This window comes from Martinezella tropici (genome assembly GCF_003287875.1).
GTDB classification, from domain to species: domain Bacteria; phylum Pseudomonadota; class Alphaproteobacteria; order Rhizobiales; family Rhizobiaceae; genus Rhizobium; species Rhizobium tropici_C.
Genome location: NZ_QMKK01000048.1, coordinates 50,452 through 74,834, shown reverse-complemented (window position 1 = coordinate 74,834; position 24,383 = coordinate 50,452). Strand labels below are relative to the sequence as shown.

The window sequence follows — 24,383 nt, the reverse complement described above, 5'->3', positions numbered from 1 at the left end:
CCTGCCGCACATTTAGATTCGCAGGATCGTACATAAAGCTTGCAGGATCGCTCTAACGCTGTGACCCGGTCCTGATGCATGGTGGGCCATCCAAATTCTACTCCCAACCCATCCGAAAAAATAAGGAAATCTCCCATGCCTATCGCAAAGGGTTATGCAGCAACCGACGCGTCCAAGCCGCTCACGCCTTTCACTTTCGAGCGGCGCGAGCCGAACGCGGACGACGTTGTCATCTCCGTCAAATATTGCGGCGTCTGCCATTCCGACATTCACCAGGCCCGCAACGAATGGGGCGGCTCGAAATATCCGATGGTGCCCGGCCACGAAGTCGCCGGCATCGTGACCGCCGTCGGTTCCGAGGTCACGAAGTTCAAGGTCGGCGACCGCGTCGGCGTCGGCTGCTTCGTCAATTCCTGCACGACCTGTGCCACGCGCGATCTGGATTACGAGCACTACATGCCGGGCTTGGTTCAGACCTACAACGACGTGGAAGCCGATGGCGAGACGCCAACCTATGGCGGCTACTCCGACTCGATCGTCGTCAAGGAAGGCTATGTCCTCTCCTTCCCCGAAAACATTCCGCTCGATTCGGGCGCACCGCTGCTGTGCGCCGGCATCACGCTCTATTCGCCGCTGCGCCACTGGAAAGCCGGACCGGGCAAGAAGGTCGCGATTGTCGGCATGGGCGGCCTCGGCCACATGGGCGTGAAGCTGGCCCACGCCATGGGCGCCGACGTGACAGTTCTCAGCCAGACGCTGTCGAAGAAGGAAGACGGCTTCAAGCTCGGCGCGAAGGACTACTACGCCACCAGCGACGCCGAAACCTTCACGAAGCTCGCCGGCACCTTCGACCTGATCATCAACACGGTTGGTACGGCGATCGATTGGAACGCCTATCTGAACCTTCTGAAATATGATGGCAGCATGGTGCTGGTCGGCGTTCCCGAGCATGCGGTTCCGGTCCATGCCTTCTCGCTGATCCCCGGCCGCCGCAGCCTTTCCGGCTCCATGATCGGCTCGATCAAGGAAACCCAGGAAATGCTCGACTTCTGCGGCGAGCACAACATTGTCGCCGAGATCGAGAAGATCAACATCCAGGAAATCAACGAAGCCTATGAGCGCGTGCTGAAGAGCGACGTCCGCTACCGCTTCGTCATCGATATCGCTTCGCTGGCATAAGCACTGCCGCGCAGCAACCCATAGGAAAAGGGCAGCCGCTGCGGCTGCCCTTTTTTTCATTCCTCGCGCATGGTTTCCTTCTGCGTGATCAGCCGGGCGCTGTGCTGCCGGCTGATATAGATCCAAAGCCAGCTCCAGGCGACGGCGATGCGCCAGCGCACGCCGATCAGGAAATAAATGTGGGCCAGGCCCCACACCCACCAGGCTAGCCAGCCCTTAAGCTTAATCCAGCCGAAATCGATGATTGCAGCACTTTTACCGATCGTCGCCAGGCTGCCTTGATGGCGATAGTGAAATGGCCCCGGCGCCGGCTGGCCGGCCAGCTTCGCCTTGATCACCTTGGCAACGTAAGCACCCTGCTGCTTTGCAGCCGGAGCGATCCCCGGCACCGGGCTGCCGTCGTCACGCAGGACGGATGCCGTATCGCCGATGATGAAAATATCTTGCTTGCCCGGCGCCCGCAGCTCCTTATCCACCACCGCCCGGCCTGCGCGGTCCGCAGGAATATCCAGCCATTTGGCGGCCGGCGATGCCTGGACGCCCGCCGCCCAGACGATGGTGCGGCATGGTACGAAGGCGTCTCCGATCATCACGCCTTCGGCCGAGCACAAGGTGACCGGCTTGCCGAAGCGGATTTCGACACCCAGCTCCTCCAGCTCCTTCCGCGCATAATCGGACAGATCCTCAGCGAACGCCGGAAGCACGCGCGGCCCGGCCTCCACCAGAATGATCTTTGCCTTTCGGGTATCGATATTGCGGAACTCCCTGGGCAAGGTCGTCCTTGCCAGTTCCGAAATGATGCCGGCAAGCTCTACGCCAGTCGGCCCCGCGCCGACGATGACGAAGGTCAGGAGCGACTCACGAACGGTCGGATCCGTTTCCATCTCCGCCTGCTCGAAAGCCAGCAGCACGCGGCGGCGGATGGTCGTCGCATCCTCCAGAGTCTTCAGTCCCGGCGCCACCGGCTCCCACTCGTCATGACCGAAATAAGCATGAGTGGCCCCCGTTGCCAGCACCAGCGTATCGTAGCCAATCTTTTGACCATTCTTCAAGAAGACCTGCCGCGTTTCGCTGTCGACGCCGACGACCTCCGCCAGCAGCGTCGTCACCTCGGGACGGTCCCTGAAGAAATTGCGGATCGGCCAGGCAATCTCCGATGTCGCGAGCAAAGTGGTCGCGACCTGATAGAGAAGCGGCTGGAACAGATGATGATTGCGCCGATCAATCATCGTGACGCGGACGGGAGCGCCTTTCAGATCGTTGACGCACTGCACACCGCCGAAACCGCCCCCGACAACGACAACGTGATGATCCTGCATGGCAACACCTCATGGCTACGTTTCGCTGAAAACGTAGGGTTGAGAAGAGTAAGCAGCAACCGTCTTTTATGCATGGCACCCCTGCACCGCTCCCTTATGCTGAGAGCTAGGATGCTTTTGTGGACTGGGCACGCGCAATTAGATTGAACACTTCGCGCACGTCCGCGACTCCAATAAATCGCGGCACGTTCGAAAGTGCAGGCGTCCACATGCCCATACCGCCGCCACGGCGTGTGAAGCCGATTTCGGTATCGCTTCCGAAATTGATTGTACCGGTCCCGTCACCATTCTGATCGAGATCCACGGCAGGTAAGCGATCCAGTGACATGGTCAGAAGCTTGGCAAACCATCCTTCGCGCAAGATGATGATGCGTTGATTAGTGACCGCATATTGAGTTCTCGCGCGAACGAATGCATCGACCGCGAAACGACCGACGATAAGATAGAGTCCAATCGCCACGAAAGGCACGCCCCATAACCTGAAAAAGATTGGCGCATTGCCTTGCCTGATGACCGCGCTTTCCCAAAAGACCGCAAAGCCGCCCCACAACAACGAAAAGGGTACAAGCAGCAGATCTTTTTTGCCGACCATGAAACCTTGCTTTGGTCGACCCTGCCATAACAGTTTTTCACCAGGCTGGAGGTAAGTCTGAATATCTGTGTTGCGCATAGCGGATTGCCCTTGGAGCGATAATCACAAGATAGATTCTACAACTTAAAAGCCTACCGTCGCCATGTGAGCTTTGTCGATGTGATATGCGGAATTTACGCGCGACGCTGTCGATTTAATATGCATACCCGACAGGAACGGAGGCGCCGCTTTTCAACTCCTCCATCGAGATCGATGCAGAGACATCGAAGAGCTCGATCTTGCGCACGAGCTGCTTGTAGATGACATCGTAATGCTCGACACGCGGCAAGACGATCTTGAGAATATAATCATAATTCCCGGTAAGCCGATGCGCCTCGACGATCTCGGGGATGTCGCCGATGACCTTACGGAAAGATTCGATCCACTCGTCGGCATGATGCGCCGTCTTGATCATCGCATAGACCGTGGTCGGCACCCCCATCTTCTCACGGTCGAGCACGACGATGCGCCGGGCAATATGCCCGCTGTCCTCAAGCCGCTGTATACGCCGCGAGCACGCCGACACCGACAAGGCGACGCGATCGGCGAGCTCCGTCACGGATATGCCCGCATCCGCCTGCAGAAATTCGAGGATCTTTCGGTCGCGTTCGTCCAGCATCTGCGGTAATTCCCTGTATGTACGCCGCTATTTTGCACATAAATCGAAAAATGCGCAAACATTTGCAGAGAAATCCTGATAAGCTTCAAAAAACGCAAACATACGGCGGATGAATCACCGCACTATTCCTCCATTCAAAATCCAGGAGCGGAGAACAGCATTATGCGCACCATTGGCCTGATCGGCGGTATGAGTTTCGAGAGTTCTGCAGTCTATTACCGCCTGATCAACGAAATGGTCCGCGATCGGCTCGGCGGCCTCTCCTCGGCCGAACTGGTGATGTACTCCGTCAATTTCGAAGAAATCGTCACGCTGCAGAAGGCGGGGCGCTGGAACGATGCCGCCGACCGGCTCGCCGATGCTGCGCAACGCCTGGAGGCCGCCGGCGCCGAATGTGTTCTCATCTGTACCAACACCATGCACCTGATCGCGCCTCAGGTTGCCGAGCGCATTTCCGCGCCTCTCATCCACATCATCGATGAGACCGCCGCAGCCTTGAAGGCAGCAGGCCGGGTCAAGCCTCTGCTACTCGCAACCCGCTACACGATGGAACATGGCTTTTATGCCGAACGCATGGCTGACAACGGCGTCTCCATCATGGTCCCCGGCCCCGAAGATCGCACCGTCACGCACGATATCATCTTTAACGAGCTCTGCGCCGGTATCATCAAGGACGAATCGCGCCGGAAGCTGAACGCCATTATCGAGCGCGCCAAGGCCGCAGGCGCCGACAGCGTCATTCTCGGCTGCACCGAGATCTGCCTCATCCTCGATCCAAAGGCGCTGATCCTGCCCGGCTTCGATACCACGACGATCCACGCCGAAGCGGCTGTGGACTTTGCTCTTGCGGATGAAAAGAACAACAAGAGCTGCGCTGCCTGACTTCGATCAATTTACTTGACTGAGTCCAATAAATAACCAACATCGTCTCCTGTATCTGAGGAGACGATGCCATGAGTCCTGCTGCCGAATTCGCGACCATCGATGCCGTTCGCGACTTCAACCGCTTCTACACGAATTTTCTCGGCGTCCTGAACAAGGCCTATCTGGATAGCCCCTATACGCTCACGGATGTGCGCGTGCTGTTCGAAGTCGGCTTCCGCGGCGGCGTTGCCGCTTCCGCGCTGACACGCGAGCTTCATCTCGACCCCGCCTATCTCAGCCGTATCGTCAAGCGCTTCCGCGAGGATGGGCTGATCGAAACGACGCCGGACCCGACCGATGCGCGCAGCCAGATCATAAAAGTCACCGATAAGGGACAGGTGCAATTCGAGGAATTCGTCCGCCGCTCGCGCGCGCAGATCGCCGGATATTTCGAAAAGCTCGCGATCGGAGAACCCGAACGCGTCGTTGCGGCAATGCAGACGATACAGGACACGCTCGGCAGGGACCGAACCACGGCATCTCCCGCAATCATCCGCAACCACCGGCCCGGAGACATCGGCTGGATCGTACAAAGCCAGGCACGTTTCTACACGGAGGAATTCGGCTGGGACGACCGCTTCGAAGGTCTGGTGGCGGAAGTCGCCGGAAAATTCCTCTCCAATTTCAACCCGCAGAAGGATCGATGCTGGATCGCTGAACGAAGCGGCCTGAATATCGGCTCCTCTATGATCGCAGATGGCGGTGACGGCGTCGCGAAACTCCGGCTGCTCTATGTCGACAAGACAGCGCGCGGCCTTGGCCTGGGCAAGCTGCTGGTCGACGAATGCATCCGTTTCTCGCGCGATGCCGGCTACGGCAAGCTTTCGCTCTGGACCAACGATATCCTCGACACGGCACGGGCGATCTACGTCAAGGCCGGCTTCAAGCTCGTGGGGGAGGAAAGGCATTGCATGTTCGGCCCGGAATTGAACGGCCAGACCTGGGAGCTCGATCTCTGAACATAGCTGGCTGGATGCCCGCATGGACACGCTTTAGCTTCGACCCTATCTTCGATGCATCTCAAATTTGTATCGAGATATTAGCCATGACCGTGTGCAGCGAAATCCGGATAGAGCCTATCACTGCCGAACACATCGAAGACTTTCACAAGGCGCTCGATATGGTGGCCCGCGAACGGGAATATCTATCGCTGCTCGAAGCTTTTCCATTGGAGGAGACCCGCGCCTTCGTGCTTGGCATGATCGAAAACGGCAATCCGCAGCTTGTCGCCTTGGCCGATGGGACGGTGGTCGGCTGGTGCGATATCAGCCGCCATACATTTCCCTCTAACGCCCACGCGGGCAAACTCGGCATGGGCCTCATCCCCGCTTATCGCGGCCAAGGCCTGGGTCGTCGATTGATCGAAGCGACGCTGCGAGCTGCGCGTGATGTGGGAATAGAGCGCGTCGAACTCAGCGTCTATGCCGACAATAACAGAGCCATAGCGCTCTATGAGAAGGTCGGCTTTGTCCGCGAAGGACTGGCGCGCAAGTCCTTTCGCATAGACGGTCGCTACAAGGACACGATCCACATGGCGTTTTTCCACGAATAGCGCGTCCAACCGCCTCATTCTCGGCAATATCTTGCTGCGTTGCAAAAATTCGCTTGTTTTGGAAACGATCATTTCCTAAAAGGATGACATGACCACAGACACAATCGACATCACACCGAAGCTTCGCGGCCGCCCACGGGAATTCGATATGGATTCCGCGCTCGACGAGGCATTGCGCGTCTTTTCCGAGCGCGGCTATTATGCCGCCTCCATCAACGAATTGACCGAGGCCATGGGCCTCACGGCAGGCAGCGTCTACAAGGCATTCGGCGACAAGCGCGGCGTATTCCTTGCTGCTTTCAGCCGGTATCGCCAAGTCCGCCAGCAACTCATCGATGAGACGCTTGCCGAGGCGCCGAATGCTCATGAAAAGCTGCGCGCCTTGGTGACATTCTTCGCCGAAGCATCATGTGGCGAGATCGGTCGCCGCGGCTGCCTCGTGGTCGGCAGCGCGACGGAGCTTGCGCTTTTCGACGAGGAGGTCGCAAGCCGCGTCGGCGTGGCCTTCGATTTCGATGAGCGCCGCATTCTGGATCTCATTCGCCTCGGTCATTCGGACGGTTCTGTACCGAAGCATGTCGATCCTGAAAGCACCGCCTGCACCCTACTGGCCCTGACCAAGGGCATGCGCGTGATCGGCAAGACCGGCCGCAAGATCGAACACATGCTCGCCGCCGCCGAGACGGCCATGAAACTGCTGAACTGATTCTATCGAAATTTCGGGGGCAAATTCCCCCTACCCGCATCGAGGACAAGATATGCCCGCTATTGCCGCCACTAGACGGGAGAGCACACCGCTCCCGGAAAAGACCCTTTCACCGCTGCTGACATTCATGTTCGCCGCCGCCTGCGGGCTGGTGGCTGCCAATCTCTATTACGGCCAGCCGCTCGCCGGTCCCATCAGTCAGTCGCTCGGCTTCACCCCTGCGGCCACCGGCCTCATCGTCACGCTGACGCAGATCGGCTACGGCCTCGGTCTCCTGCTGATCGTGCCGCTCGGCGATCTTCTTGAGAACCGCAAGCTGGTGCTGACCCTGGTGGCGCTATCCGCCATCGCGCTCATAGGCGCCGCTTTTGCCTCCTCGCCATCGCTGTTCCTGCTTGCCTCGCTCTGCATCGGCCTGGCTTCCGTCGCGGTGCAGGTTCTTGTCCCTTTCGCCGCCCATATGGCACCTGACGCCAGCCGCGGCGCTGTCGTCGGCAATGTCATGAGCGGCCTGCTCGTCGGCATCATGCTCGCCCGCCCGGCTGCGAGCTTCCTGTCCGAGCTTTTATCCTGGCACGCGGTCTACATCATCTCGGCCGGCGTCATGATCGGGCTGATCGTTATCCTGCGCCTCGTTCTGCCGACCCGCGTGCCCCATACGAAACTGCATTATGGGCAGCTGCTGTCCTCTATGGGCCACCTCGCGCTTCGCACGCCTGTGCTGCAGCGGCGTGCGCTCTATCAGGCCTGCATGTTCGGCGCCTTCAGCCTCTTCTGGACGACGACGCCGTTGCTGCTGGCAAGCCCTGCCTTCGGCCTGACGCAAAACGGCATCGCGCTTTTCGCACTTGCCGGAGCCGCGGGCGCCGTCGCCTCGCCGATTGCCGGACGCGTTGCCGATCGCGGCTGGACGAAGCTTGCCACAGCCTTCGCCCTGGTGCTCGCCATTATCGCCTTCCTGATCGGCCATTTTTCCGGCAGCGGTTCATTGCTGGCGCTGATCACGCTGACGCTGTCGGGCATCATGCTCGACTTCGGCGTCCAGACGAACCTCGTGCTCGGTCAGCGCGCCATCTTCGCGCTCAGCGCCGAGCATCGCAGCCGTCTCAACGGCCTCTATATGGCGACCTTCTTCGCCGGCGGCGCCCTCGGCTCGGCGCTTGGCGGCTGGGCCTATGCCATCGGCGGCTGGAACATGGCCTCCTGGATCGGCGTCGCCTTCCCGGTCATCGCGCTGCTTGCCTTCCTGACCGAGCGCAAGAACTGATCAAGACGGATGCGGTACAGCCAGCCGCAGCCAGTCACATTCCCGCAAGCCGGCGCCACGGAACGGGTCGATCAGCGTGCCGGAGACGATGCCGGCCAGGATCTGCGGCGCGGGCGGCACTTGGGCAATGGTCGCGACCAGCCGGTCGCGGATCCAGGCCAATGCTGCCGAATCCGATTGGTAGAAGGGCGTAAAGGCGGCAGACAGCAGCTGGAATAACCGCACATGTATCCGCCGTGCCTTGGCATAGGCAGCAAGAGCAGCCTCGATCGTTTCATGTCCTGCCAGAGCATGCGCCAGCGCCGCGACATCGAGTAGAGCCATATTGGCGCCCTGCCCGAGCTGCGGGCTGGTGGAATGCGCTGCATCGCCGACGAAGACAGTCCGCCCGCTATAGGGTCTCATCACTGTACGATGGGCATAACGCGCCAGCGTCAACTGATCCCAGTCAGTGATCTGCTCCAGCAAGGGCTCGCATTCCGGCCAGTAGCCGCGGATCGTCTGCTTCCAACGCTCGAGCCCGTGCCTACGCACCTCATCCGCATCCGCGACCTTCAGGCTCCAGAATAGAGCCGCCTGCTTCGGTAAATCCGACCTTCTGCTGCCGATCGGCAAGATGCCGATCATCACGCTGGCCTTGTCATAGCGCTGCGTCAGCGCCGCCTGATCCACCAGCCCGTCCGGACAGTCGAGCGTCGCCCAGAAAGCGCCGTAAACGAGGTTGCGGGCACGCGGCGCGACAGGCGAGGCTGCGACCAGTTCCGAGCGTGCACCACTGGCGTCGATGACGAGATCATATGGCCCGAGGCGCTCGCCCCCTTCGACGGAGAGATAGCTTTCACCATCCTCCTTTGCAACGCCGATGACGTGCTGTCCGGTATGGATCGGATGCCGCCGCGCGGAGACTTCATCGTAAAGCGTATCGAACAGTGCCGCACGATGAACGCCAAGCCCATAGCGCCCGCCCGGCAATGCATTGTAGCGCACATCGAGGACGATGCGGCCACGGGTGGTTTCCGTACCGAACAATCGATTGATCCGATTCCCGGCCGCATGGATCGCGGGGCCGAGCCCGAGCGATTCCAGCACGGTCAACCCGGTGGGCTGCAGCATCAGCGCCGAACCGACGGGAGCCGGGCTATCGAACCGTTCGATGATATCGGTCGTGTGGCCAGCGCGAGTGAGAAAGAGAGAGGCGGCAAGACCGGCAGGTCCGGCGCCGACGATGGCGATCTTCAAGGGCTTCACTGTGACGGCTCAGTCCGGCGATTGATCGAAACGGGCTCTAGCAGCCTTGACGGCCTCATGATTGGCCTCGGCCCAGTTCAAAAGCAGCGCCAGCGGCTCGTAAAGCGAGTAGCCGAGATCCGTCATGCGATATTCGACGCTCGGCGGCTTTGTCGGGAAAACCTCGCGATCGACATACCCGTCGCGCTGGAGATCGCGCAGCGTTTGCGTCAGCATTCTTTGGGAGATATCGGGCACCAGGCGGCGCAACTCGCCGAAACGATAAGGCCGTTTAGCCAGCGTTTCCAGCAACAGCACCGACCATTTTCCGCCGATCTGCGATATCAGGTCCCGCACGGGACAATTGCTGAAATCAAGTTTGCTGAGATCGAAGTCGCGCAGCGGCGGATCCTCGCTGCGCAGATTGACGACGGCGCTGGCTGCCATGCCGGTTCCCTTTTGGTAACTTGGAGCCCAAAAACTGCCTCCTTTACACCGTGAAGTCAATTCCTATTCTAGTGCTAGTCTCTTTTTGAGAGCAGCAAGGCCCCTGCGAATGTGCGGCGGTCGAACAAGGGAAAACATATGAGCAGCACTCTTCTCGTCACCGGCGCCGCCGGTAAGCTTGGCCAGCGCGTCATCCATCACCTGCTGGAGACATATAAGGTCGCTCCGGGCCGAATCATCGCCGCCACGCGCAGCCCGGAGACGCTTGCGGATCTCGCCGCCAAGGGCGTCGTCACCCGCAAGGCCGACTTCGATGATGCCGCCGGCCTGCCCGCCGCCTTCGCGGGCGTCGATCGCTTGCTGATCATCAGCACCGATGCGCTCGCCGTACCCGGCCAGCGCCTCAAGCAGCATACGGCTGCCGTCGAAGCCGCGAAGAAGGCTGGCGTCAAGCATATTCTCTACACCTCAATGCCGGCTCCGGAAGGTTCGCTCGTCACCTTCGCACCTGATCACCTCGGCACGGAAAACGCCATCAAGGCAAGCGGCATCGGCTATACGATCCTGCGCGACGCCTGGTACTTCGACAATTATCTGATGGGCCTGCCGCACAGCCTTGAAACCGGCAAATGGTATACGGCAACCGGCGGCGGCCGCGTCAGCAACATCAGCCGCGAAGATTGCGCGCTCGCGATTGCCGCAGCTCTGGCTTCCGATGCAACGGACAATGCCACCTACACGCTGACGGGCTCGACCGCCGTCACCATCGAGGACGTCGCAAGCGTCGTCAGCCGGATCACCGGCCGTCCGCTTGAAGTCGTGCAGGTCAATGACGAACAGCTTGCCGCCGGCCTTACCGGCGCCGGTCTGCCGAAGTTCGTGGTGGACATGCTCGTCTCCTCCGAAGCCAATACCCGCGCCGGCAAATTCGACATCCTCACCAACGACTTCAACAAGCTGACCGGCAAGGAGCCGCAAACGCTCCGCAGCTTCTTCGAGGAACATAAGGCCGCGTTGGCTGGCTGAGTTTTGGAACTTTAGGGTGAGTCTCTCTTTGCTGAGACTTCAAGCATAGCCCCTCACCCAGCCCTCTCCCCGCAAGCGGGGCGAGGGAGTTTTGGTGCTCCGCACGCAAGCTCTAATCGAGTGATGTCGCCGCCATTTTGAGCTGTCGTCCCTTCTCCCCGTAAGCGGGGAGAAGGCTAGGATGAGGGGTCAGGCCAGAAGGCGCGGCAACAACAAACTTGCCTGACTAGCGCTGGAACCTTTTCCCTCAAACCACCTGACCACAAGCCCTGCGGAAGCGACGAACCGTTTCGGCCATGCCATATTCCAGCGCATCGGCGGTCAGCCCGTGACCGATCGACGTCTCCGCAAGCTTCGGAATGCGCTTCAGCAGCGCCGGCAAGTTGGCAACCGTCAAATCATGGCCGGCATTGACATCAAGGCCGTTAGCGAAGGCGGCGTCGGCGGTCTTGCCGAGCGCTTCGAGGACGACGGCAGCCTTCTGCGGATCATCGTAGCAGCCGCCGTAAGGGCCGGTGTAGAGTTCGATACGGTCGGCACCCACTTCCCTCGCGATCTTTACCGCCCCGGCATCGCCGTCGCCATCGGCAAACAACGACACCCGGCAGCCGATCGTCTTGTATTTGGCGACGACCTCGGCCAGCAGTTCACGGTTCTTGCGGAAGTCCCAGCCGTGATCCGAGGTCGCCTGAGAAGGATCATCGGGCACGAGCGTCACTTGTTCAGGTTCCGCCGAAGCACAGAGATCGAAGAACTCGTCGCTTGGATAGCCCTCGATATTGAATTCCGCTTCCGGAAACTCATCATCGATCAACGCACGGATATCGGGCAGATCGGAAAAGCGGACATGCCGCTGATCGGGACGCGGATGAACGGTCAGCCCGCTTGCTCCCGCGGCCAGCGCGATGCGCCCCAAGCCCGTGACGCTCGGCCAGGGAAGATCACGCCGGTTGCGCAGCATCGCGATGGCATTGAGGTTCACGGAGAGCTTGGCGGGCATGATCGAAATCCCTGATTTTCAAAGCGGATGATAGCAGCCGTTTTAGGCCATTATGCGCAGCAAAACCAACGAGATTCCGACATCAACCCATGCAAAACTTTGATGGAGAGGATCGAACCAAGTCACCGCATCGCGACATCCCTCACGCAAGGCTCAGGACGTCTTGTCAACGGACAATCGTCAGCGTCTCGGCGGCGCGGGTAATGGCTGTATAAAGCCAGCGCTCGCGCGTATCGCGGAACGCCCAGCTCTCGTCGAACAGCACGACATTGTTCCACTGCGAACCCTGGGCTTTATGCACCGTCAGCGCATAGCCGTAGTCGAATTCGTCATAGCGCTTTCGGGTCGACCACGGGATCTCGCCCTCGACATCCTCGAAGGCCTGCTTCAGGAGCTTGATCTTCGCTGCCCCACGATCCATGTCGTCATCTTCCGGCCGCACCAGAAGATTGATGCCCGGCTTCGTCGTTTCCCGGGAAGAGGTCATCACCTGCCAGAGCGAGCCGTTGAGCAACCCTTTGGCGGGATCATTGCGCAGACAGACGAGCTTGTCGCCGGATTGCGGATAATCGGCCGTAAAACCCTTGAGCTCACGCAGACGCTGATTGTAGCGGCGCCGCGTCCTATTGGTACCGACGAGCACCTGATCGGCCTCCAGCACCAGCGGCTGCGTGACCTCGTTCTTCGAGATCACCTGCGCGGTGCCATAGTCGCCATGCATGATTTCCTTGCCCTCACGCACCTGCATGGCGAGCTGGATGATCGGATTGTCGCGCGCCTGACGATGAATATCCGTCAGCAGATAATCCGGTTCCTCGTTCGTGAAGAAACCGCCGCCCGAAACCGGCGGAAGCTGCCCGGGATCGCCGAGCACCAGAATAGGCGTGCCAAAACTCATCAGATCCTTGCCGAGCGCCTCGTCCACCATCGAGCATTCATCGACGATGATCAGCGCGGCCTTGGCGACCGGGCTTTGGCGATTGATGGTGAACATCGGGGCAATCGATGTCTTGCCCGTCTCTTCGTCCTCGACGGCCTCTTCGCCGCGCGGCCGGTAGATCAGCGAATGGATGGTCTTGGCATTCGAGGCGCCGCGCGAGCGCAGTACCTGCGCCGCCTTGCCGGTAAAGGCAGCAAACAGCACATCGCCATCCACATGCTCGGCAAAATGCCGAGCAAGCGTCGTCTTGCCCGTGCCGGCATAGCCGAACAGACGAAACAACGGCGAGCGCCCCTCCTTCAGCCATTTGGCGACGGCCTTGAGCGCTTCATCTTGTTGCGGCGCGAATTGCATGGGCCGAATTGGCAGGATTCGGCCGCTGGAAGCAAGCAGTAAAAAATACCCGGCGAAGCGGGAATAAAATCGCAAGCCCCGGTGTCTCATGTCCGGCAACGCAAAAAAGCAAAGCCTGGACGATCGTCGTCCACCCACCCGAGGAGAAACATCATGAAGACCATGAGATTCCTGACCGCGCTCGCTGCGGCATCTGCCTTTGCCACGGCCGCACTCGCCGCGGCTCCAGTCAAGACGGTCGAAAGCGCCAAGGGCAAGGTGCTAGCCGGCGAGAACGGCATGACGCTCTATACGTTCAAGAACGACAAGTCGGGCGAATCCAATTGCAACGGCGATTGCGCGAAAGCCTGGCCGCCGCTGATCGCCGATAGCAAAGCCAAGGCGGAAGGTGCATATTCGATCATTACCCGCAAGGACGGGAAGAAACAGTGGGCAAAGGACGGCATGCCGCTCTATTTCTTCGTCAAGGACACAAAATCCGGTGATGTCGCCGGCGACGGCTTCAAGGGCGTATGGGATGTCGCGAAGCCCTGATGGGAACGAAAAGGGCGCGGCGGGAACATCCCCCGCGCCCGACAGCTTCGAGGCGGAAGTGCTGGCGCTCCTCCCCTCGTTGAGGCGCTATTCGCGCAGCCTCACCCGTTCGGACGCCGATGGCGAGGACCTGCTTCAGGATTGCGTCGAAAAGGCCCTGACCCGGCGCGGTCAGTGGCGCGGGCTGAACCTGCGCGGCTGGGTCCTCACCATCATGACCAATCTCTATCGCAACGGGCGGCGCCAGGAGGTGGGCCGCAGCTTTGTCGATATCGATGACAACAGCCACTTGGCGGCAGCCGAGGCGGACAGTGATCCGCTGCAGCGATCGCGCCTGGAAACGGCACTGAACAGCCTTAGTGAAGACTATCGCGCAGTGCTGATGCTCGTCGTCGTCGAAGGCTGCAGCTATCAGGATGTCGCCGATATGCTCGATATCCCGATCGGCACCGTGATGTCGCGCCTGTCGCGCGCGCGGCAGAAGATGACCAGCCTGTTGGATGCAGACAATGTTGTCACGCTTCGGAGACCAAGATGAACGAACGCAAACCGACCGTGACCGAAGCGGACCTTCACGCCTTTGCCGATGGCCTTCTGCCACCGGAAAAACAGGCGGAATTGCAGGCGTGGCTGACCGAAAACCCCGAAGATGCCGCCGCCGTTGCGGCATGGCAGGTCCAGAACGATGACATCCGGGCCATGTTCTCGCCCTATGCCATATCGAAGGACGGCGACACTGATCTCATTTCCACAAGCAGAAGCACGCTCTCCGCGCAAGCGATCCCGCCACAGCGCAGCCGCAGGCTGATGATGCTCGCCGCCTCACTGGCACTGTTCGTCGCCGGTGCGGCAGCCGGTCATTTCGGCCCGGATCTCCTGGTACCGCGCGAATTACAGCTGACCTCGATCGAAGCCCTGCCGCAACAGGCGCATTCGGCTTTCGTCGTTTATGCCAGCGATATCCGCCATCCCGTCGAGGTCGGCGCGGATCAGGAAGCCCATCTCGCCACCTGGCTCGGCAAACGCATGAATGTCGCCGGTCTGAAGGTGCCGAGCCTGCAGACGCTAGGCTTCCAGTTGGTCGGTGGCCGGCTGCTGCCGGTCAACGGCACGCCCGGCGCCCTGTTCATGTATGAAAATGCCAGCGGTCAGCGCCTGACCGTGCTGGTTGGGCGCAATAGCGGCAACACAACAACCAGCTTCCGCTTTGCCAGCGACAAGGCCGTCGAGACCTTCTATTGGATCGACGGCGATCTCGGCTATGCCGTGACGGGCGAAATCTCGCGGGACATGCTGCAGCAGGTGGCGGACGAGTGCTACAGGCAGTTCTCATCCTGAAGACTGAGGCGCGGAGGTCGCAGACTGGAGCCTCGAAGGGCGAGGATGGCCCAAGGGAGCCGTTCATTTAACGCTGAGGATCGTTTTCAAGCGCGATCGGCCTGCCATGCGGCGTTGCCTCGGCGGCGCGTTGCCAGCTTTGCTGCAAAGCCACAATCGCGTCGATATCGGCAATGCCCTTCGCGACCAGCAGCCCTGACAAAGCAGCCACCCAGCAGTCGAAATAATCGCTGCCGTCAGGCGCGCGGCCCGGCTTGTGAAGTTCCGCCGACAACTGCTCAGCCCATTCGCTCCAGGCAAACAGGCCCTGCTCGTGCAGGTGAACGGTCATCGCAAAAGCGTCCGCCGCCCAGGGTTCCGGAAAGACTGGCTCGCCATCGGCAGACTTCGGCAGTCCGGGCGATTGCGCCAGAGGCGATGGGACCTCACACGCGCTCAAGATAGCTCTCCCAGGCATCGATCGAGACCGTCAAAGAGGGATCAGCGCCCTCGCCCCAGATCTCGGCACCGTCGAAGACGACCGTATAGACCCATTGCGGATTTTCGCCGCGGCCATGGGCATTGTCATCGGGGAAGACGAAGGAGCCCTGCACCGCTTCGATGACACCCGTCTTTGCGCGGGCATAGCGCGGCAATCTGGTGTGGCCGATCGGGTTGAAGTTCTTGGTGCGGACATGATCGCCGACGGCAAAGAGCGGGGCGGTCTCGACCGGCCGGTCACAAGGACCGCCCTTCGCCAATGCGCCATCGACCATTTCAGCCTTCAGAACCCGCTTCGGCACTCTGCCCTGTTCGAGCGAATGGCCGATCCGGGACTCTTCGGCGGTGGCGAAGCCGTGCCGCTCCAGCAGCGCTTCGACAGCACGAATCCAGATCTCATAGTAGCTAGCGCCAAGATAGCTGGCCGGCGGAATGTTTTCGCGTGCATGCCGGCTTTCATCAATGGTCCAGGCACCGAAGGCACCACAGGAGAGCGTGATGCCGAGCGCACGCTTTTCCCATTCGGCATGGAAATAGGGCTCGTTCGGTTCCGGCGCGACCGGGCCGAAACCCATCTGGCCGCCGAGATCGTGTGGACCGTTCATTACGCGGCCTCCGGAGTCTTGGCGAGCGCGGTACCGATCATGGCGTCGCGGCTGACGAGATCCGCCAGCGCCGCCTCATCCATATCTTCGGAGCCGGCAGGCCGCTCAGGGATTACCAGATAGCGAAGTTCCGCCGTCGAATCCCACACACGGATTTTCGTCTCCTGCGGCAATGTCAGGCCGAATTCGGCGAGCACGCCACGCGGATCGATCACCGCGCGGGAGCGATAGGCCGGCGCCTTGTACCAGACCGGCGGTAGTCCGAGCACGGCCCATGGATAGCAGGAGCAGAGCGTGCAGACGATAAGATTATGCGTTTCCGACGTATTGAACACCGCGCGCATATGCTCGCCCTGGCGGCCGGTAAAGCCGAGACTGGCAATCGCCGCCGTCGCGTCGCGCCGCAGCCAGTCGGCAAAGTCGGGATCGCTCCAGGCTTTCGCCACCACCTGCGCCCCATTGCGTGGCCCGACCTTCGTCTCATAGGTCTCGACGATACGGTCGATCGCCGCAGGATCGATCAAGCCCTTTTCCGTCAGCAGCGTCTCCAGCGCCTTCACCCGCGCCTGCATGTCCGAATAGTGGTTGTCGTGGTGATGATGATCGTCATCATCGTGCGAATGTCCGTGGGACATGGCTTCCTCCTGTCTCTGGCCGTTACTTTAGCATCGGCCAGAGACTGAGCACCAGCAGGATGGCCATGGTTATGTTGAACCATTTAAGCCTGATGGGATCGGACAGCCAGCCGCGCAGCACGGAGCCGAAGCCCGCCCAGGTCGATACGCTCGGCACATTCACGGCTGCAAATGCCAGTCCGACGAGCAGAACGGTGAAGAGATAGAGCTGCTCGTTAGTGTAAGTGGCCATGGCGGTGACAGCCATCACCCACGCCTTGGGATTGACCCATTGGAACGCAGCAGCGCTGATGAAACTCATCGGCTTTGCATCGCTTTCCGCCTCGCTCAGGCTGCGCGAAGTGCCGATCTTCCAGGCAATCCAGACGAGATAGGCCCCGCCGGCGAATTTAAGCGCGGTATAAAGCACGGGCACCGTGTGCAGAAGCGCCCCCAACCCCAATCCCACCGCAATCAGCAGCACAAAAAAGCCGACACCGATGCCGAGCATATGTGGAATGGTGCGCCGGAAACCGAAGTTCACACCGGAGGTAAACAACATCATGTTGTTCGGTCCGGGCGTGATCGAGGTCGTGAATGCAAAAAGTAGAAGAGCCAGAAATGTATCCAGCGCCATGATGCCTCCCAGGACACCGTATCGTGACAAGGCGGCATCCAAAATTCTTCTTCACGCGCGCAAAAATGCGGCGGCGCATGACGGTGCGACATTAGTTCGCCGGCCATACGAAAGCCATAGGATGATTGTCACCGTGACATGACGGATGCCGATTGAAATCCGGTTGAATGCCCCTATCCTTCGGTTTTCTCCAGCGAGGAATGACCATGCGCGAGCCCATCCCAACCGTCACCCTTCCTTCTGGCATCCAGGTTCCGGCCCTTGGCCAGGGCACCTGGAATATGGGCGAGAATGCAGCAAGCGCCAGGGATGAGATCGCCAGCCTGAAAACCGGCCTCGATCTCGGCATGACGCTGATCGACACGGCTGAGATGTATGCAGACGGCGGCTCGGAGGAGATTGTCGGCAAGGCGATCGAAGGCCGCCGCGACGACGTCTTTCTCGTCAGCAAGGTCTATCCCACCAATGCGAGCCGCAAGGGCGCAGTTGCAGCCTGCGAACGCAGCCTGAAGCGCCTGAATACCGATCGCATCGATCTCTATCTGCTGCATTGGCGGGGCAAGTATCCGCTCGAAGAAACGGTGGAAGCCTTCGAAAGCCTAAAGGCGGCCGGGAAGATCGAAGCCTGGGGCGTGTCGAATTTCGATGTCGCGGATATGGACGAGCTCCTTTCCGTGCCGAACGGCGGCAATGTCGCGACCAACCAGGTGCTCTACAATCTCTCCCGGCGCGGCATCGAATATGACCTTTTGCCCTGGTGCCAGGAGCGAAGCATTCCAATCATGGCCTATTCGCCGATCGAGCAAGGCCGCCTGCTCCACCATCCCGAGCTGATCCGGATTGCCAAGACCTATCAGGCGACGCCGGCCCAGATCGCGCTTGCCTTTCTGCTGGAGCGCGACGGCGTGATCTCGATCCCGAAGTCCTCGAACCCTCAGCGCATCGAGGAAAACCGTGACTCGATCGATATCGATATCACCGACGAGGATTGGGCTGTGCTCGATGCCGCCTTCCCGCCGCCGTCGCGAAAGAAGTCATTGGAGATGCTATAGGTTTACGCAGCAGCCTTCTGCTGCGCGACGATCAGCTCAATTGCCCGGAAAGCATCGATCTCCTGCCAGTCGGCCGGATCGCGATAGGTCGGGTAAAGTGAAAAGGCGGCGGCGGCGATCTGATCGACCGTCCTCCGCTTGGTCCGGCGCCCGGCAAGTATTGCCTTGGTGTAAACGCCGAAATGATCCTCGGTCACCCCCCAGCCTGCATAAAAGGGCGCGGCATAGCAGCGGACCGGAATGCCGCGCAGCAGCGCATCGAAGCCGAACTGGCTCGAAACCGTCCAAACCTCGTCGACGACTTCGAGGATGGAGGCCACCGACACGGCATCGTCGATCATGACCACATCGCCCTTGGAAGCCGGCCCCGTAAGATATCCCTTACGAAGCCCGGCCATGACATCCGGATGGGTGCGGATGAGGCATTGCGAATCGCTCGCCAGCCCATCGGCAAGCATCTTCTCGAAGGAGGCTTTTGAGCCGAGCGCCCTGTCGACGGAAACGTCGCCAACGACCTGATCCACCAGCAGAATGCGGCGCTTTGCAGTCCGCTCGATATTGAGCTGTCGATGAGGGAGATGATTGTATTTCGAGAGCTTGTTGAGAACGATCTGCTCGCGGATAGCGCGGCCGAGCTCTCCTGCCTCTCCCGCCCCCTCTATCAGCTGCTCAAGCCGCGACGGCCTGTTTGCATCGACGGGCAGGCCAAGATCGTCGATAACGATGGACAGCGGAATGGCGCCGGACTTGCCAAGCCCCATCGACCGCAGGAAACCGTCCTCGAGATGCCAGTGGCGCAATCCGCGAAACCGCGCAAACCTGGCTGCCACCTTGGCCGGCGCGCGGCCACCCCAGGACACGATGCCGCCTATTCCAGAAGAAAGGATCGAAGCCAGCTTCTGCGAATCGAAATAATGCTCAAGCCAGGGAAAATCACCACGGACGAAAGGTGCGGCACCGAGGCGCATGCCGGCCGGCGGATGCCACGGCTTTTCGCCGGTGTCGGCCATTATTGCCGCGTTTCCCCTTCTCCCCTCGGGGAGAAGGAATTTGCAGCGCCGATTTGCCTCATATGCGATTACCCCTCAACGCCGCAGGCTCTTACATCCCCTGTGAGCCGCGGTTCATCGCAGCAATGCCGGTGCGGCAGACTTCGATAAGGCCGAGCGGCTTGACGATGGCGATGAACTGATCGATTTTCGAGGACTTGCCGGTGATCTCGAAAATGAAGTGCTCGACGGTCGCATCCACGACCTTCGCGTGGAAGGCGTCGGCGAGCCGCAGCGTCTCGGCGCGCGTCTCGCCGTTTCCGGTGACCTTCAGCAGTGCCACTTCGCGCTCGATCGGCCGCTCCTGGCCGAGTTCGCGGGCACGCACCGTCAGATCGACGACGCGGTGAACGGGAACGATGCGCTCAAGCTGCGCCTTGATCTGCTCCAGCACCTGCGGCGTGCCGCGCGTGACGATGGTGATGCGCGACAGATGCGCCTGATGCTCCGTCTCCGAAACGGTGAGGCTTTCGATATTGTAGCCACGGCCGGAGAAGAGGCCGATGACGCGGGCGAGAACGCCGGGCTCATTGTCGACGAGCACCGAAAGCGTATGGCTCTCGGCCGCCGCGGTTTCGGGCGAAATGAAGTAGGCGGAGCCCGTGGCTTGAAGGTGTGCGTTCATGATCCTTGTTCCGTTTCCTCGGTTCTTGTTCGGCATGCCGGCGGGATCGGCTGGGGCGCGGCGTCTGCAGCACCCCAGCTATCGATCAAACCAGCTGGCGCCCCTTGGCGTCGATGGCATTGGCGACGGCCTCGTCGGTTGCTTCGTCCGGCAGCAGCATTTCGTTGTGCGCCTTGCCCGAGGGGATCATCGGGAAGCAGTTGGCGAGATTGGCGACGCGGCAATCGAAGATGACCGGCTTGTTGACGTCGATCATTTCCTGGATAGCGGCATCGAGCTCACCCGGCTTCTCGCAACGCAGGCCGACGGCACCATAGGCTTCCGCAAGCTTGACGAAATCAGGCATCGCTTCCGTGTAGGAATTGGACAGACGATTGCCATGCAGCAGTTGCTGCCACTGGCGAACCATGCCCATGTACTGGTTGTTGAGGATGAAGATCTTGATCGGCGCATTGTGCTGAATCGCAGCCGACATTTCCTGAATGCACATCTGAATAGAGGCATCGCCGGCAATGTCGATAACAAGGCTCTCCGGATGGGCGATCTGCACGCCGAGCGCTGCCGGCAGGCCGTAGCCCATTGTTCCGAGACCACCCGAGGTCATCCAGCGGTTCGGCTGTTCGAAGCCGTAGAACTGCGCCGCCCACATCTGGTGCTGGCCGACTTCGGTGGTGATGTAGGTATCGCGATGCTTCGTCAGCTCATAGAGGCGCTGGATCGCATATTGCGGCATGATGACGTCGTCGCTCGCCTTGTAAGCAAAGGAATTGCGCGCGCGCCAGCGGGTGATGTCGGCCCACCAGTCGCCCAAACGCTCTGCCGCCGGCTTCTGCGGCAAGGCGCGCCACAGGCGAACCATGTCTTCCAGAACATTGCCGACATCGCCGAGGATGCCGACATCGACGCGGACATTCTTGTTGATCGAAGACGGATCGATGTCGATATGGATCTTCTTCGAATTCGGCGAGAAGGCATTCAGGCGGCCGGTAATGCGGTCGTCGAAGCGCGCGCCGATGCAGACCATGACGTCGCAATCATGCATCGCCATGTTGGCCTCGTAGGAACCATGCATGCCGAGCATGCCGAGCCAGTTCTTGCCGGAAGCCGGATAGGCGCCGAGGCCCATCAGCGTCGACGTGATCGGGAAATCGGTCAGCTCGACCAATTCGCGCAGCAGCTTGGAGGCTTCCGGACCGGAATTGACGACGCCGCCGCCGGAATAGATGACCGGACGACGGGCATTCTTCATCAGCTCGATCGCCTGCGTGATCTTGTTGAGATCGCCCTGGATCTTCGGCTGATAGCTCTTCTGGACATGATGGGCTTCCGGCGGCGTATAGGTGCCGGTCGCGAACTGAATGTCCTTCGGAATGTCGACGACGACGGGGCCTGGACGACCCGACTGGGCGATGCGGAAGGCTTCATGAATGACAGCAGCCAGCTCGTTGACGTCCTTGACCAGCCAGTTGTGCTTGGTGCAGGGCCGCGTGATGCCGACGGTATCGCATTCCTGGAAGGCGTCGGAGCCGATCAGAGTTGTCGGGACCTGGCCGCTGAGGCAGACAAGCGGGACGGAATCCATCAAGGCGTCCTGCAGCGGCGTGACCGCATTGGTCGCGCCCGGGCCGGAGGTAACCAGCATGACGCCGACCTTGCCGGTGGAGCGGGCATAGCCCTCGGCCGCATGGCCGGCGCCCTGCTCGTGGCGAACGAGGATGTGCTTGATGTCGTCCTGCTGGAAGATCTCGTCGTAGATCGGAAGCACGGCACCGCCCGGATAACCGAAGATGTGTTCGACGCCGTTGTCCTTGAGCGCCTGCAACACGATCTCCGCGCCTGTCATTCGATTGCCGCTCGCCTGATTATCTGTGCCGGTCATACGTTTGTTCCGCTGTCTGCTGGAGGTTTGGAAGAATGAAATCTCGATTTCGGGCATAAAAAAAGGCCCCTTGGGGAGCCTGTCATCTAGCGCATGGGTGGCTATCGCCGGATGGTTACACCATCCTGCCCATGCGCTTTCCCACCACGATAAGAACGATCGAGTTTTTCATGGGGCGAAGTGATAGACAGAAAATTTCGAAGCGTCAACGCGTGAAGCAATAAAAAATCGCGGTGTCGCCGAAACCCTATCAGCTGAAACCCTTTAAATGCATGGATGACCGACAGGATTTTGTTAAGCCGCCATCTCTATGCTCCGGCATGGACTAGTTGGGGTAGCTGTTTGCTGAACAATGATCTGCAGACGTCCGGCAAAGCTGGGGATTTTGATCGTCGCGACAAGCTGAAGCCGGGAAATCGCTTCCTCGGCCGTGTAGTTGCGTGCAACGGCTCGAGAGCAACGATCGCCGCCGTCGCCGAGGCCGGTGGCACGGACCTTACCGAACTCTGGTCGGTCGGTCGGCTGATTTCCATCAGTGTCGGAAAGAACCGCGTGGCCGCCCTCGTCTATTCGATGAACACGCAAAGCGTCGGCTGGGGCGAAGGACAGGACAATCTGTTCCGCATCGAGGTCGAACTTTTGGGCGAGGTCCATGTCGGGCCGGATGGCCGCGAGGAATTTTCGAGCGGCATCACCGCCTATCCTTATCTCGGCGCGATCGCGCATCGCATCCGTGCCGCCGATCTCATGCGCATCTTCGATGCCGGCAAGGGCAATAGCTGCGTCATCGGCAAGCTGACGCAGGATGAAAGCATCGACGCCGCCATCCATATTCCCTCCATGCTGTCGAAGCATTTCGCCGTCGTCGGCTCGACCGGCGTCGGCAAATCCACCGCCGTCTCGCTGTTGCTGCACAAGGCGATCAGCACCGATCCGAAACTGCGCGTACTGATCCTCGATCCGCATAATGAATTTGCCGCCGCCTTTCCGAAGCACGCCGTCGTCATCGACACCGATACGCTCGACCTGCCCTTCTGGCTGATGCGGCTGGAAGAATTCAGCGAAGTCGTCTTCCGCGGCCGACCGGCGATACCGGAGGAGCTCGATGCGCTGCGCGATCTTATTCCGGAAGCAAGACGCGCCTTCCGCGGCAGCGATTCAAGCCTGATGCGCCGCCAGACGGAAAAGTCTTCCGTGACGGCGGATACGCCGGTTCCCTACCGCATGGCCGATCTGCTGGCGCTGATCGACGAGCGCATCGGCCGGCTGGAGGGCCGGCAGGAAAAGCCGCATCTGCGCTCCCTGAAAATGCGCATCATCTCGGCGATCAACGATCCGCGCTATCATTTCATGTTCTCCAACAACACGATCACCGATACGATCATGGAGACCATCGCCAAGATCTTCCGCGTTCCGGGCGACGGTAAGCCGATCTGCACGTTCCAGCTCGCCGGCATCCCCTCGGAAGTCATCAACTCCGTGGCGTCCGTCCTCTGCCGTATGGCGTTCGAGCTGGCGCTCTGGAGCGACGGTGCGATCCATATGCTGGTCGTCTGCGAGGAAGCGCATCGCTACATTCCCGCCGATCCGACGCTCGGCTTCTTCCCGACGCGCCAGGCCATCGCCCGCATCGCCAAGGAGGGCCGCAAATACGGCGTATCGCTCGGCATCATCACGCAGCGGCCGGGCGAACTCGATCAAACGATCCTGTCGCAGTGTTCGACGCTCTTCGCCATGCGTCTCGCCAATGATCGCGACCAGGAAATCATTCGCTCGGCCATCCCGAACTCCTCGATCTCGACAACGAGCTTTCTGTCATCGATCGGCAACGGTGAAGCTATCGCCTTCGGCGAGGCCATCGCAGTTCCGATGCGCATGCGCTTTTCCCAGGTCGAGCGGCATTTGCTGCCGAAAGCCAGCGGCGGCACGGCGAAGGTCAGCGAGGATTCGCCGGATACGGTCGATCTGCGCACGATCATCAGCCGCATGCGTTCGATTACAGGTCCAGATATCAGCGCTTTGCAACAGAACTACGGTGCCGCAGCGGATGCGGTAACCGAGAGCAGGAATGATTTCGACGATCTACCTATAGAGCAGACATCGCAACGTGTGGCGGAAGCCGATGCGCCATCGATCGAACCCTATCGCCCCGACATGCTGCCTCGCGCGGCCACCCCGCAGACAGCGCAGCCGCCGCAGACATCGATCGACAGCAGGCTTGCGGACCTGCGCCGCGAATTTCGCAGCGACGATACGGCCGCACGACCAGTGCCGCCGAGAGAACCCTTACCGTCGCTCAAACGGGAACCCGGCCTTTCGCTGCGGGACAGCATACTGAAAAAGCCGCTGAGCAGCCTCTACGACAAGGATTGAGGCAGC

26 protein-coding genes are annotated in these 24,383 nt (G+C 60.4%); 12 read left to right on the top strand and 14 right to left on the bottom strand.

Translation table 11 applies throughout. From position 1 onward, the window contains the following. Positions 1-135 precede the first annotated feature (135 nt). A complete protein-coding gene (locus tag DQ393_RS22460) occupies positions 136-1,179 on the top strand; it encodes an NAD(P)-dependent alcohol dehydrogenase (RefSeq protein ID WP_112343928.1) in 1,044 nt (347 codons plus the stop codon). A 56-nt stretch (positions 1,180-1,235) separates the two neighbouring features. On the opposite strand, the gene DQ393_RS22455 is transcribed toward DQ393_RS22460, so the two are convergent. From DQ393_RS22455 to DQ393_RS22445, 3 genes are all read right to left on the bottom strand, one after another. After that, positions 1,236-2,498: an NAD(P)/FAD-dependent oxidoreductase gene (locus tag DQ393_RS22455; protein ID WP_112343927.1), complete on the bottom strand. Its 1,263-nt coding sequence runs from the start codon at positions 2,496-2,498 to the stop codon at positions 1,236-1,238. Between the two features lie 106 nt (positions 2,499-2,604). Further along, positions 2,605-3,168: a PH domain-containing protein gene (locus tag DQ393_RS22450; RefSeq protein ID WP_112343926.1), complete on the bottom strand. Its 564-nt coding sequence runs from the start codon at positions 3,166-3,168 to the stop codon at positions 2,605-2,607. A gap of 115 nt (positions 3,169-3,283) precedes the next feature. Continuing rightward, entirely contained in the window at positions 3,284-3,748 is a 465-nt protein-coding gene (locus DQ393_RS22445) for an Lrp/AsnC family transcriptional regulator (RefSeq protein WP_112343925.1), read from the bottom strand. Between the two features lie 162 nt (positions 3,749-3,910). Between DQ393_RS22445 and DQ393_RS22440 the strand changes: the two genes are divergently transcribed. The 5 genes from DQ393_RS22440 (at position 3,911) to DQ393_RS22420 (ending at position 8,197) form a co-directional block, all read left to right on the top strand. After that, positions 3,911-4,630 carry an aspartate/glutamate racemase family protein gene (locus tag DQ393_RS22440; RefSeq protein ID WP_112343924.1) on the top strand — a complete coding sequence of 240 codons (720 nt, stop codon included), beginning with the start codon at positions 3,911-3,913 and terminating at the stop codon, positions 4,628-4,630. A 71-nt stretch (positions 4,631-4,701) separates the two neighbouring features. Beyond that, positions 4,702-5,631: a bifunctional helix-turn-helix transcriptional regulator/GNAT family N-acetyltransferase gene (locus tag DQ393_RS22435; RefSeq protein WP_112343923.1), complete on the top strand. Its 930-nt coding sequence runs from the start codon at positions 4,702-4,704 to the stop codon at positions 5,629-5,631. 86 nt (positions 5,632-5,717) lie between these two features. Further along, positions 5,718-6,224 carry a GNAT family N-acetyltransferase gene (locus DQ393_RS22430; protein WP_112343922.1) on the top strand — a complete coding sequence of 169 codons (507 nt, stop codon included), beginning with the start codon at positions 5,718-5,720 and terminating at the stop codon, positions 6,222-6,224. 88 nt (positions 6,225-6,312) lie between these two features. After that, the gene (locus DQ393_RS22425; protein ID WP_112343921.1) at positions 6,313-6,930 is read left to right on the top strand and encodes a TetR/AcrR family transcriptional regulator; all 618 of its coding nucleotides are present in this window, start codon (positions 6,313-6,315) and stop codon (positions 6,928-6,930) included. Between the two features lie 52 nt (positions 6,931-6,982). After that, positions 6,983-8,197 (top strand): MFS transporter, encoded by a 1,215-nt coding sequence (locus DQ393_RS22420; RefSeq protein ID WP_112343920.1) that lies wholly within the window; start codon positions 6,983-6,985, stop codon positions 8,195-8,197. On the opposite strand, the gene DQ393_RS22415 is transcribed toward DQ393_RS22420, so the two are convergent. Together DQ393_RS22415 and DQ393_RS22410 are read right to left on the bottom strand one after the other, a co-directional pair. Next, positions 8,198-9,445: an FAD-dependent oxidoreductase gene (locus tag DQ393_RS22415; protein ID WP_112343919.1), complete on the bottom strand. Its 1,248-nt coding sequence runs from the start codon at positions 9,443-9,445 to the stop codon at positions 8,198-8,200. It lies immediately after the preceding gene. A 9-nt stretch (positions 9,446-9,454) separates the two neighbouring features. Then, complete coding sequence (locus DQ393_RS22410; RefSeq protein ID WP_112343918.1) at positions 9,455-9,871, bottom strand: winged helix-turn-helix transcriptional regulator; 417 nt, start codon at positions 9,869-9,871, stop codon at positions 9,455-9,457. Between the two features lie 138 nt (positions 9,872-10,009). Between DQ393_RS22410 and DQ393_RS22405 the strand changes: the two genes are divergently transcribed. After that, entirely contained in the window at positions 10,010-10,897 is an 888-nt protein-coding gene (locus DQ393_RS22405; RefSeq protein ID WP_112343917.1) for an SDR family oxidoreductase, read from the top strand. A gap of 247 nt (positions 10,898-11,144) precedes the next feature. Here DQ393_RS22405 and DQ393_RS22400 read toward each other — a convergent pair whose 3' ends face one another. Beyond that, entirely contained in the window at positions 11,145-11,897 is a 753-nt protein-coding gene (locus DQ393_RS22400) for a pyridoxine 5'-phosphate synthase (RefSeq protein WP_112343916.1), read from the bottom strand. A gap of 166 nt (positions 11,898-12,063) precedes the next feature. Then, the gene (locus DQ393_RS22395; protein ID WP_112344061.1) at positions 12,064-13,191 is read right to left on the bottom strand and encodes an ATP-dependent DNA helicase; all 1,128 of its coding nucleotides are present in this window, start codon (positions 13,189-13,191) and stop codon (positions 12,064-12,066) included. Positions 13,192-13,344: 153 nt separating this feature from the next. On the opposite strand from DQ393_RS22395, the gene DQ393_RS22390 reads away from it, so the two are divergent. From DQ393_RS22390 to DQ393_RS22380, 3 genes are read left to right on the top strand one after another with little or no spacing between them, the layout of a single operon-like run. Continuing rightward, positions 13,345-13,725, top strand: coding sequence for a COG4315 family predicted lipoprotein (locus tag DQ393_RS22390; RefSeq protein WP_112343915.1), 381 nt, complete (start codon positions 13,345-13,347; stop codon positions 13,723-13,725). After that, the gene (locus tag DQ393_RS22385) at positions 13,709-14,263 is read left to right on the top strand and encodes an RNA polymerase sigma factor (protein ID WP_112343914.1); all 555 of its coding nucleotides are present in this window, start codon (positions 13,709-13,711) and stop codon (positions 14,261-14,263) included. The genes DQ393_RS22390 and DQ393_RS22385 overlap by 17 nt, the downstream gene beginning before the upstream one ends. Then, positions 14,260-15,063, top strand: a complete 804-nt coding sequence (locus tag DQ393_RS22380; RefSeq protein WP_112343913.1) for an anti-sigma factor family protein — start codon at positions 14,260-14,262, stop codon at positions 15,061-15,063. Before DQ393_RS22385 ends, DQ393_RS22380 begins: the two co-directional genes overlap by 4 nt. A gap of 67 nt (positions 15,064-15,130) precedes the next feature. Here the strand turns inward: DQ393_RS22380 and DQ393_RS22375 are convergent, their stop codons facing one another. The 4 genes from DQ393_RS22375 to DQ393_RS22360 are packed head-to-tail and all read right to left on the bottom strand — an operon-like array spanning position 15,131 to position 17,399. Further along, positions 15,131-15,502, bottom strand: a complete 372-nt coding sequence (locus DQ393_RS22375; RefSeq protein ID WP_112343912.1) for a nitrile hydratase accessory protein — start codon at positions 15,500-15,502, stop codon at positions 15,131-15,133. Then, positions 15,489-16,148, bottom strand: a complete 660-nt coding sequence (gene nthB, locus DQ393_RS22370; protein ID WP_112343911.1) for a nitrile hydratase subunit beta — start codon at positions 16,146-16,148, stop codon at positions 15,489-15,491. Before nthB ends, DQ393_RS22375 begins: the two co-directional genes overlap by 14 nt. Further along, positions 16,148-16,783 (bottom strand): nitrile hydratase subunit alpha, encoded by a 636-nt coding sequence (nthA, locus tag DQ393_RS22365; RefSeq protein ID WP_112343910.1) that lies wholly within the window; start codon positions 16,781-16,783, stop codon positions 16,148-16,150. Before nthA ends, nthB begins: the two co-directional genes overlap by 1 nt. A gap of 22 nt (positions 16,784-16,805) precedes the next feature. Further along, the gene (locus DQ393_RS22360) at positions 16,806-17,399 is read right to left on the bottom strand and encodes a LysE family translocator (protein ID WP_112343909.1); all 594 of its coding nucleotides are present in this window, start codon (positions 17,397-17,399) and stop codon (positions 16,806-16,808) included. A gap of 206 nt (positions 17,400-17,605) precedes the next feature. On the opposite strand from DQ393_RS22360, the gene DQ393_RS22355 reads away from it, so the two are divergent. Beyond that, a complete protein-coding gene (locus DQ393_RS22355) occupies positions 17,606-18,451 on the top strand; it encodes an aldo/keto reductase (RefSeq protein ID WP_112343908.1) in 846 nt (281 codons plus the stop codon). Between the two features lie 2 nt (positions 18,452-18,453). Here DQ393_RS22355 and DQ393_RS22350 read toward each other — a convergent pair whose 3' ends face one another. The 3 genes from DQ393_RS22350 to DQ393_RS22340 form a co-directional block, all read right to left on the bottom strand. Beyond that, entirely contained in the window at positions 18,454-19,461 is a 1,008-nt protein-coding gene (locus DQ393_RS22350) for a capsular biosynthesis protein (protein WP_245430428.1), read from the bottom strand. Positions 19,462-19,552: 91 nt separating this feature from the next. Then, complete coding sequence (gene ilvN / locus DQ393_RS22345) at positions 19,553-20,125, bottom strand: acetolactate synthase small subunit (protein ID WP_112343907.1); 573 nt, start codon at positions 20,123-20,125, stop codon at positions 19,553-19,555. Between the two features lie 85 nt (positions 20,126-20,210). Continuing rightward, positions 20,211-22,004, bottom strand: a complete 1,794-nt coding sequence (locus DQ393_RS22340) for an acetolactate synthase 3 large subunit (protein ID WP_112343906.1) — start codon at positions 22,002-22,004, stop codon at positions 20,211-20,213. A 342-nt stretch (positions 22,005-22,346) separates the two neighbouring features. On the opposite strand from DQ393_RS22340, the gene DQ393_RS22335 reads away from it, so the two are divergent. Next, a complete protein-coding gene (locus DQ393_RS22335) occupies positions 22,347-24,377 on the top strand; it encodes a helicase HerA domain-containing protein (protein ID WP_112343905.1) in 2,031 nt (676 codons plus the stop codon). The last annotated feature ends 6 nt before the right edge of the window (positions 24,378-24,383 follow it).

Coding starts and splice junctions, on each gene's coding strand:
- DQ393_RS22460 (WP_112343928.1), top strand. CDS start 136: ATGCCTATCGCAAAGGGTTATGCAGCAACCGACGCGTCCAAGCCGCTC.
- DQ393_RS22455 (WP_112343927.1), bottom strand. CDS start 2,498: ATGCAGGATCATCACGTTGTCGTTGTCGGGGGCGGTTTCGGCGGTGTG.
- DQ393_RS22450 (WP_112343926.1), bottom strand. CDS start 3,168: ATGCGCAACACAGATATTCAGACTTACCTCCAGCCTGGTGAAAAACTG.
- DQ393_RS22445 (WP_112343925.1), bottom strand. CDS start 3,748: ATGCTGGACGAACGCGACCGAAAGATCCTCGAATTTCTGCAGGCGGAT.
- DQ393_RS22440 (WP_112343924.1), top strand. CDS start 3,911: ATGCGCACCATTGGCCTGATCGGCGGTATGAGTTTCGAGAGTTCTGCA.
- DQ393_RS22435 (WP_112343923.1), top strand. CDS start 4,702: ATGAGTCCTGCTGCCGAATTCGCGACCATCGATGCCGTTCGCGACTTC.
- DQ393_RS22430 (WP_112343922.1), top strand. CDS start 5,718: ATGACCGTGTGCAGCGAAATCCGGATAGAGCCTATCACTGCCGAACAC.
- DQ393_RS22425 (WP_112343921.1), top strand. CDS start 6,313: ATGACCACAGACACAATCGACATCACACCGAAGCTTCGCGGCCGCCCA.
- DQ393_RS22420 (WP_112343920.1), top strand. CDS start 6,983: ATGCCCGCTATTGCCGCCACTAGACGGGAGAGCACACCGCTCCCGGAA.
- DQ393_RS22410 (WP_112343918.1), bottom strand. CDS start 9,871: ATGGCAGCCAGCGCCGTCGTCAATCTGCGCAGCGAGGATCCGCCGCTG.
- DQ393_RS22405 (WP_112343917.1), top strand. CDS start 10,010: ATGAGCAGCACTCTTCTCGTCACCGGCGCCGCCGGTAAGCTTGGCCAG.
- DQ393_RS22400 (WP_112343916.1), bottom strand. CDS start 11,897: ATGCCCGCCAAGCTCTCCGTGAACCTCAATGCCATCGCGATGCTGCGC.
- DQ393_RS22395 (WP_112344061.1), bottom strand. CDS start 13,191: ATGCAATTCGCGCCGCAACAAGATGAAGCGCTCAAGGCCGTCGCCAAA.
- DQ393_RS22390 (WP_112343915.1), top strand. CDS start 13,345: ATGAAGACCATGAGATTCCTGACCGCGCTCGCTGCGGCATCTGCCTTT.
- DQ393_RS22385 (WP_112343914.1), top strand. CDS start 13,709: ATGTCGCGAAGCCCTGATGGGAACGAAAAGGGCGCGGCGGGAACATCC.
- DQ393_RS22380 (WP_112343913.1), top strand. CDS start 14,260: ATGAACGAACGCAAACCGACCGTGACCGAAGCGGACCTTCACGCCTTT.
- nthB (WP_112343911.1), bottom strand. CDS start 16,148: ATGAACGGTCCACACGATCTCGGCGGCCAGATGGGTTTCGGCCCGGTC.
- nthA (WP_112343910.1), bottom strand. CDS start 16,783: ATGTCCCACGGACATTCGCACGATGATGACGATCATCATCACCACGAC.
- DQ393_RS22360 (WP_112343909.1), bottom strand. CDS start 17,399: ATGGCGCTGGATACATTTCTGGCTCTTCTACTTTTTGCATTCACGACC.
- DQ393_RS22355 (WP_112343908.1), top strand. CDS start 17,606: ATGCGCGAGCCCATCCCAACCGTCACCCTTCCTTCTGGCATCCAGGTT.
- DQ393_RS22350 (WP_245430428.1), bottom strand. CDS start 19,461: ATGGCCGACACCGGCGAAAAGCCGTGGCATCCGCCGGCCGGCATGCGC.
- ilvN (WP_112343907.1), bottom strand. CDS start 20,125: ATGAACGCACACCTTCAAGCCACGGGCTCCGCCTACTTCATTTCGCCC.
- DQ393_RS22340 (WP_112343906.1), bottom strand. CDS start 22,004: ATGACCGGCACAGATAATCAGGCGAGCGGCAATCGAATGACAGGCGCG.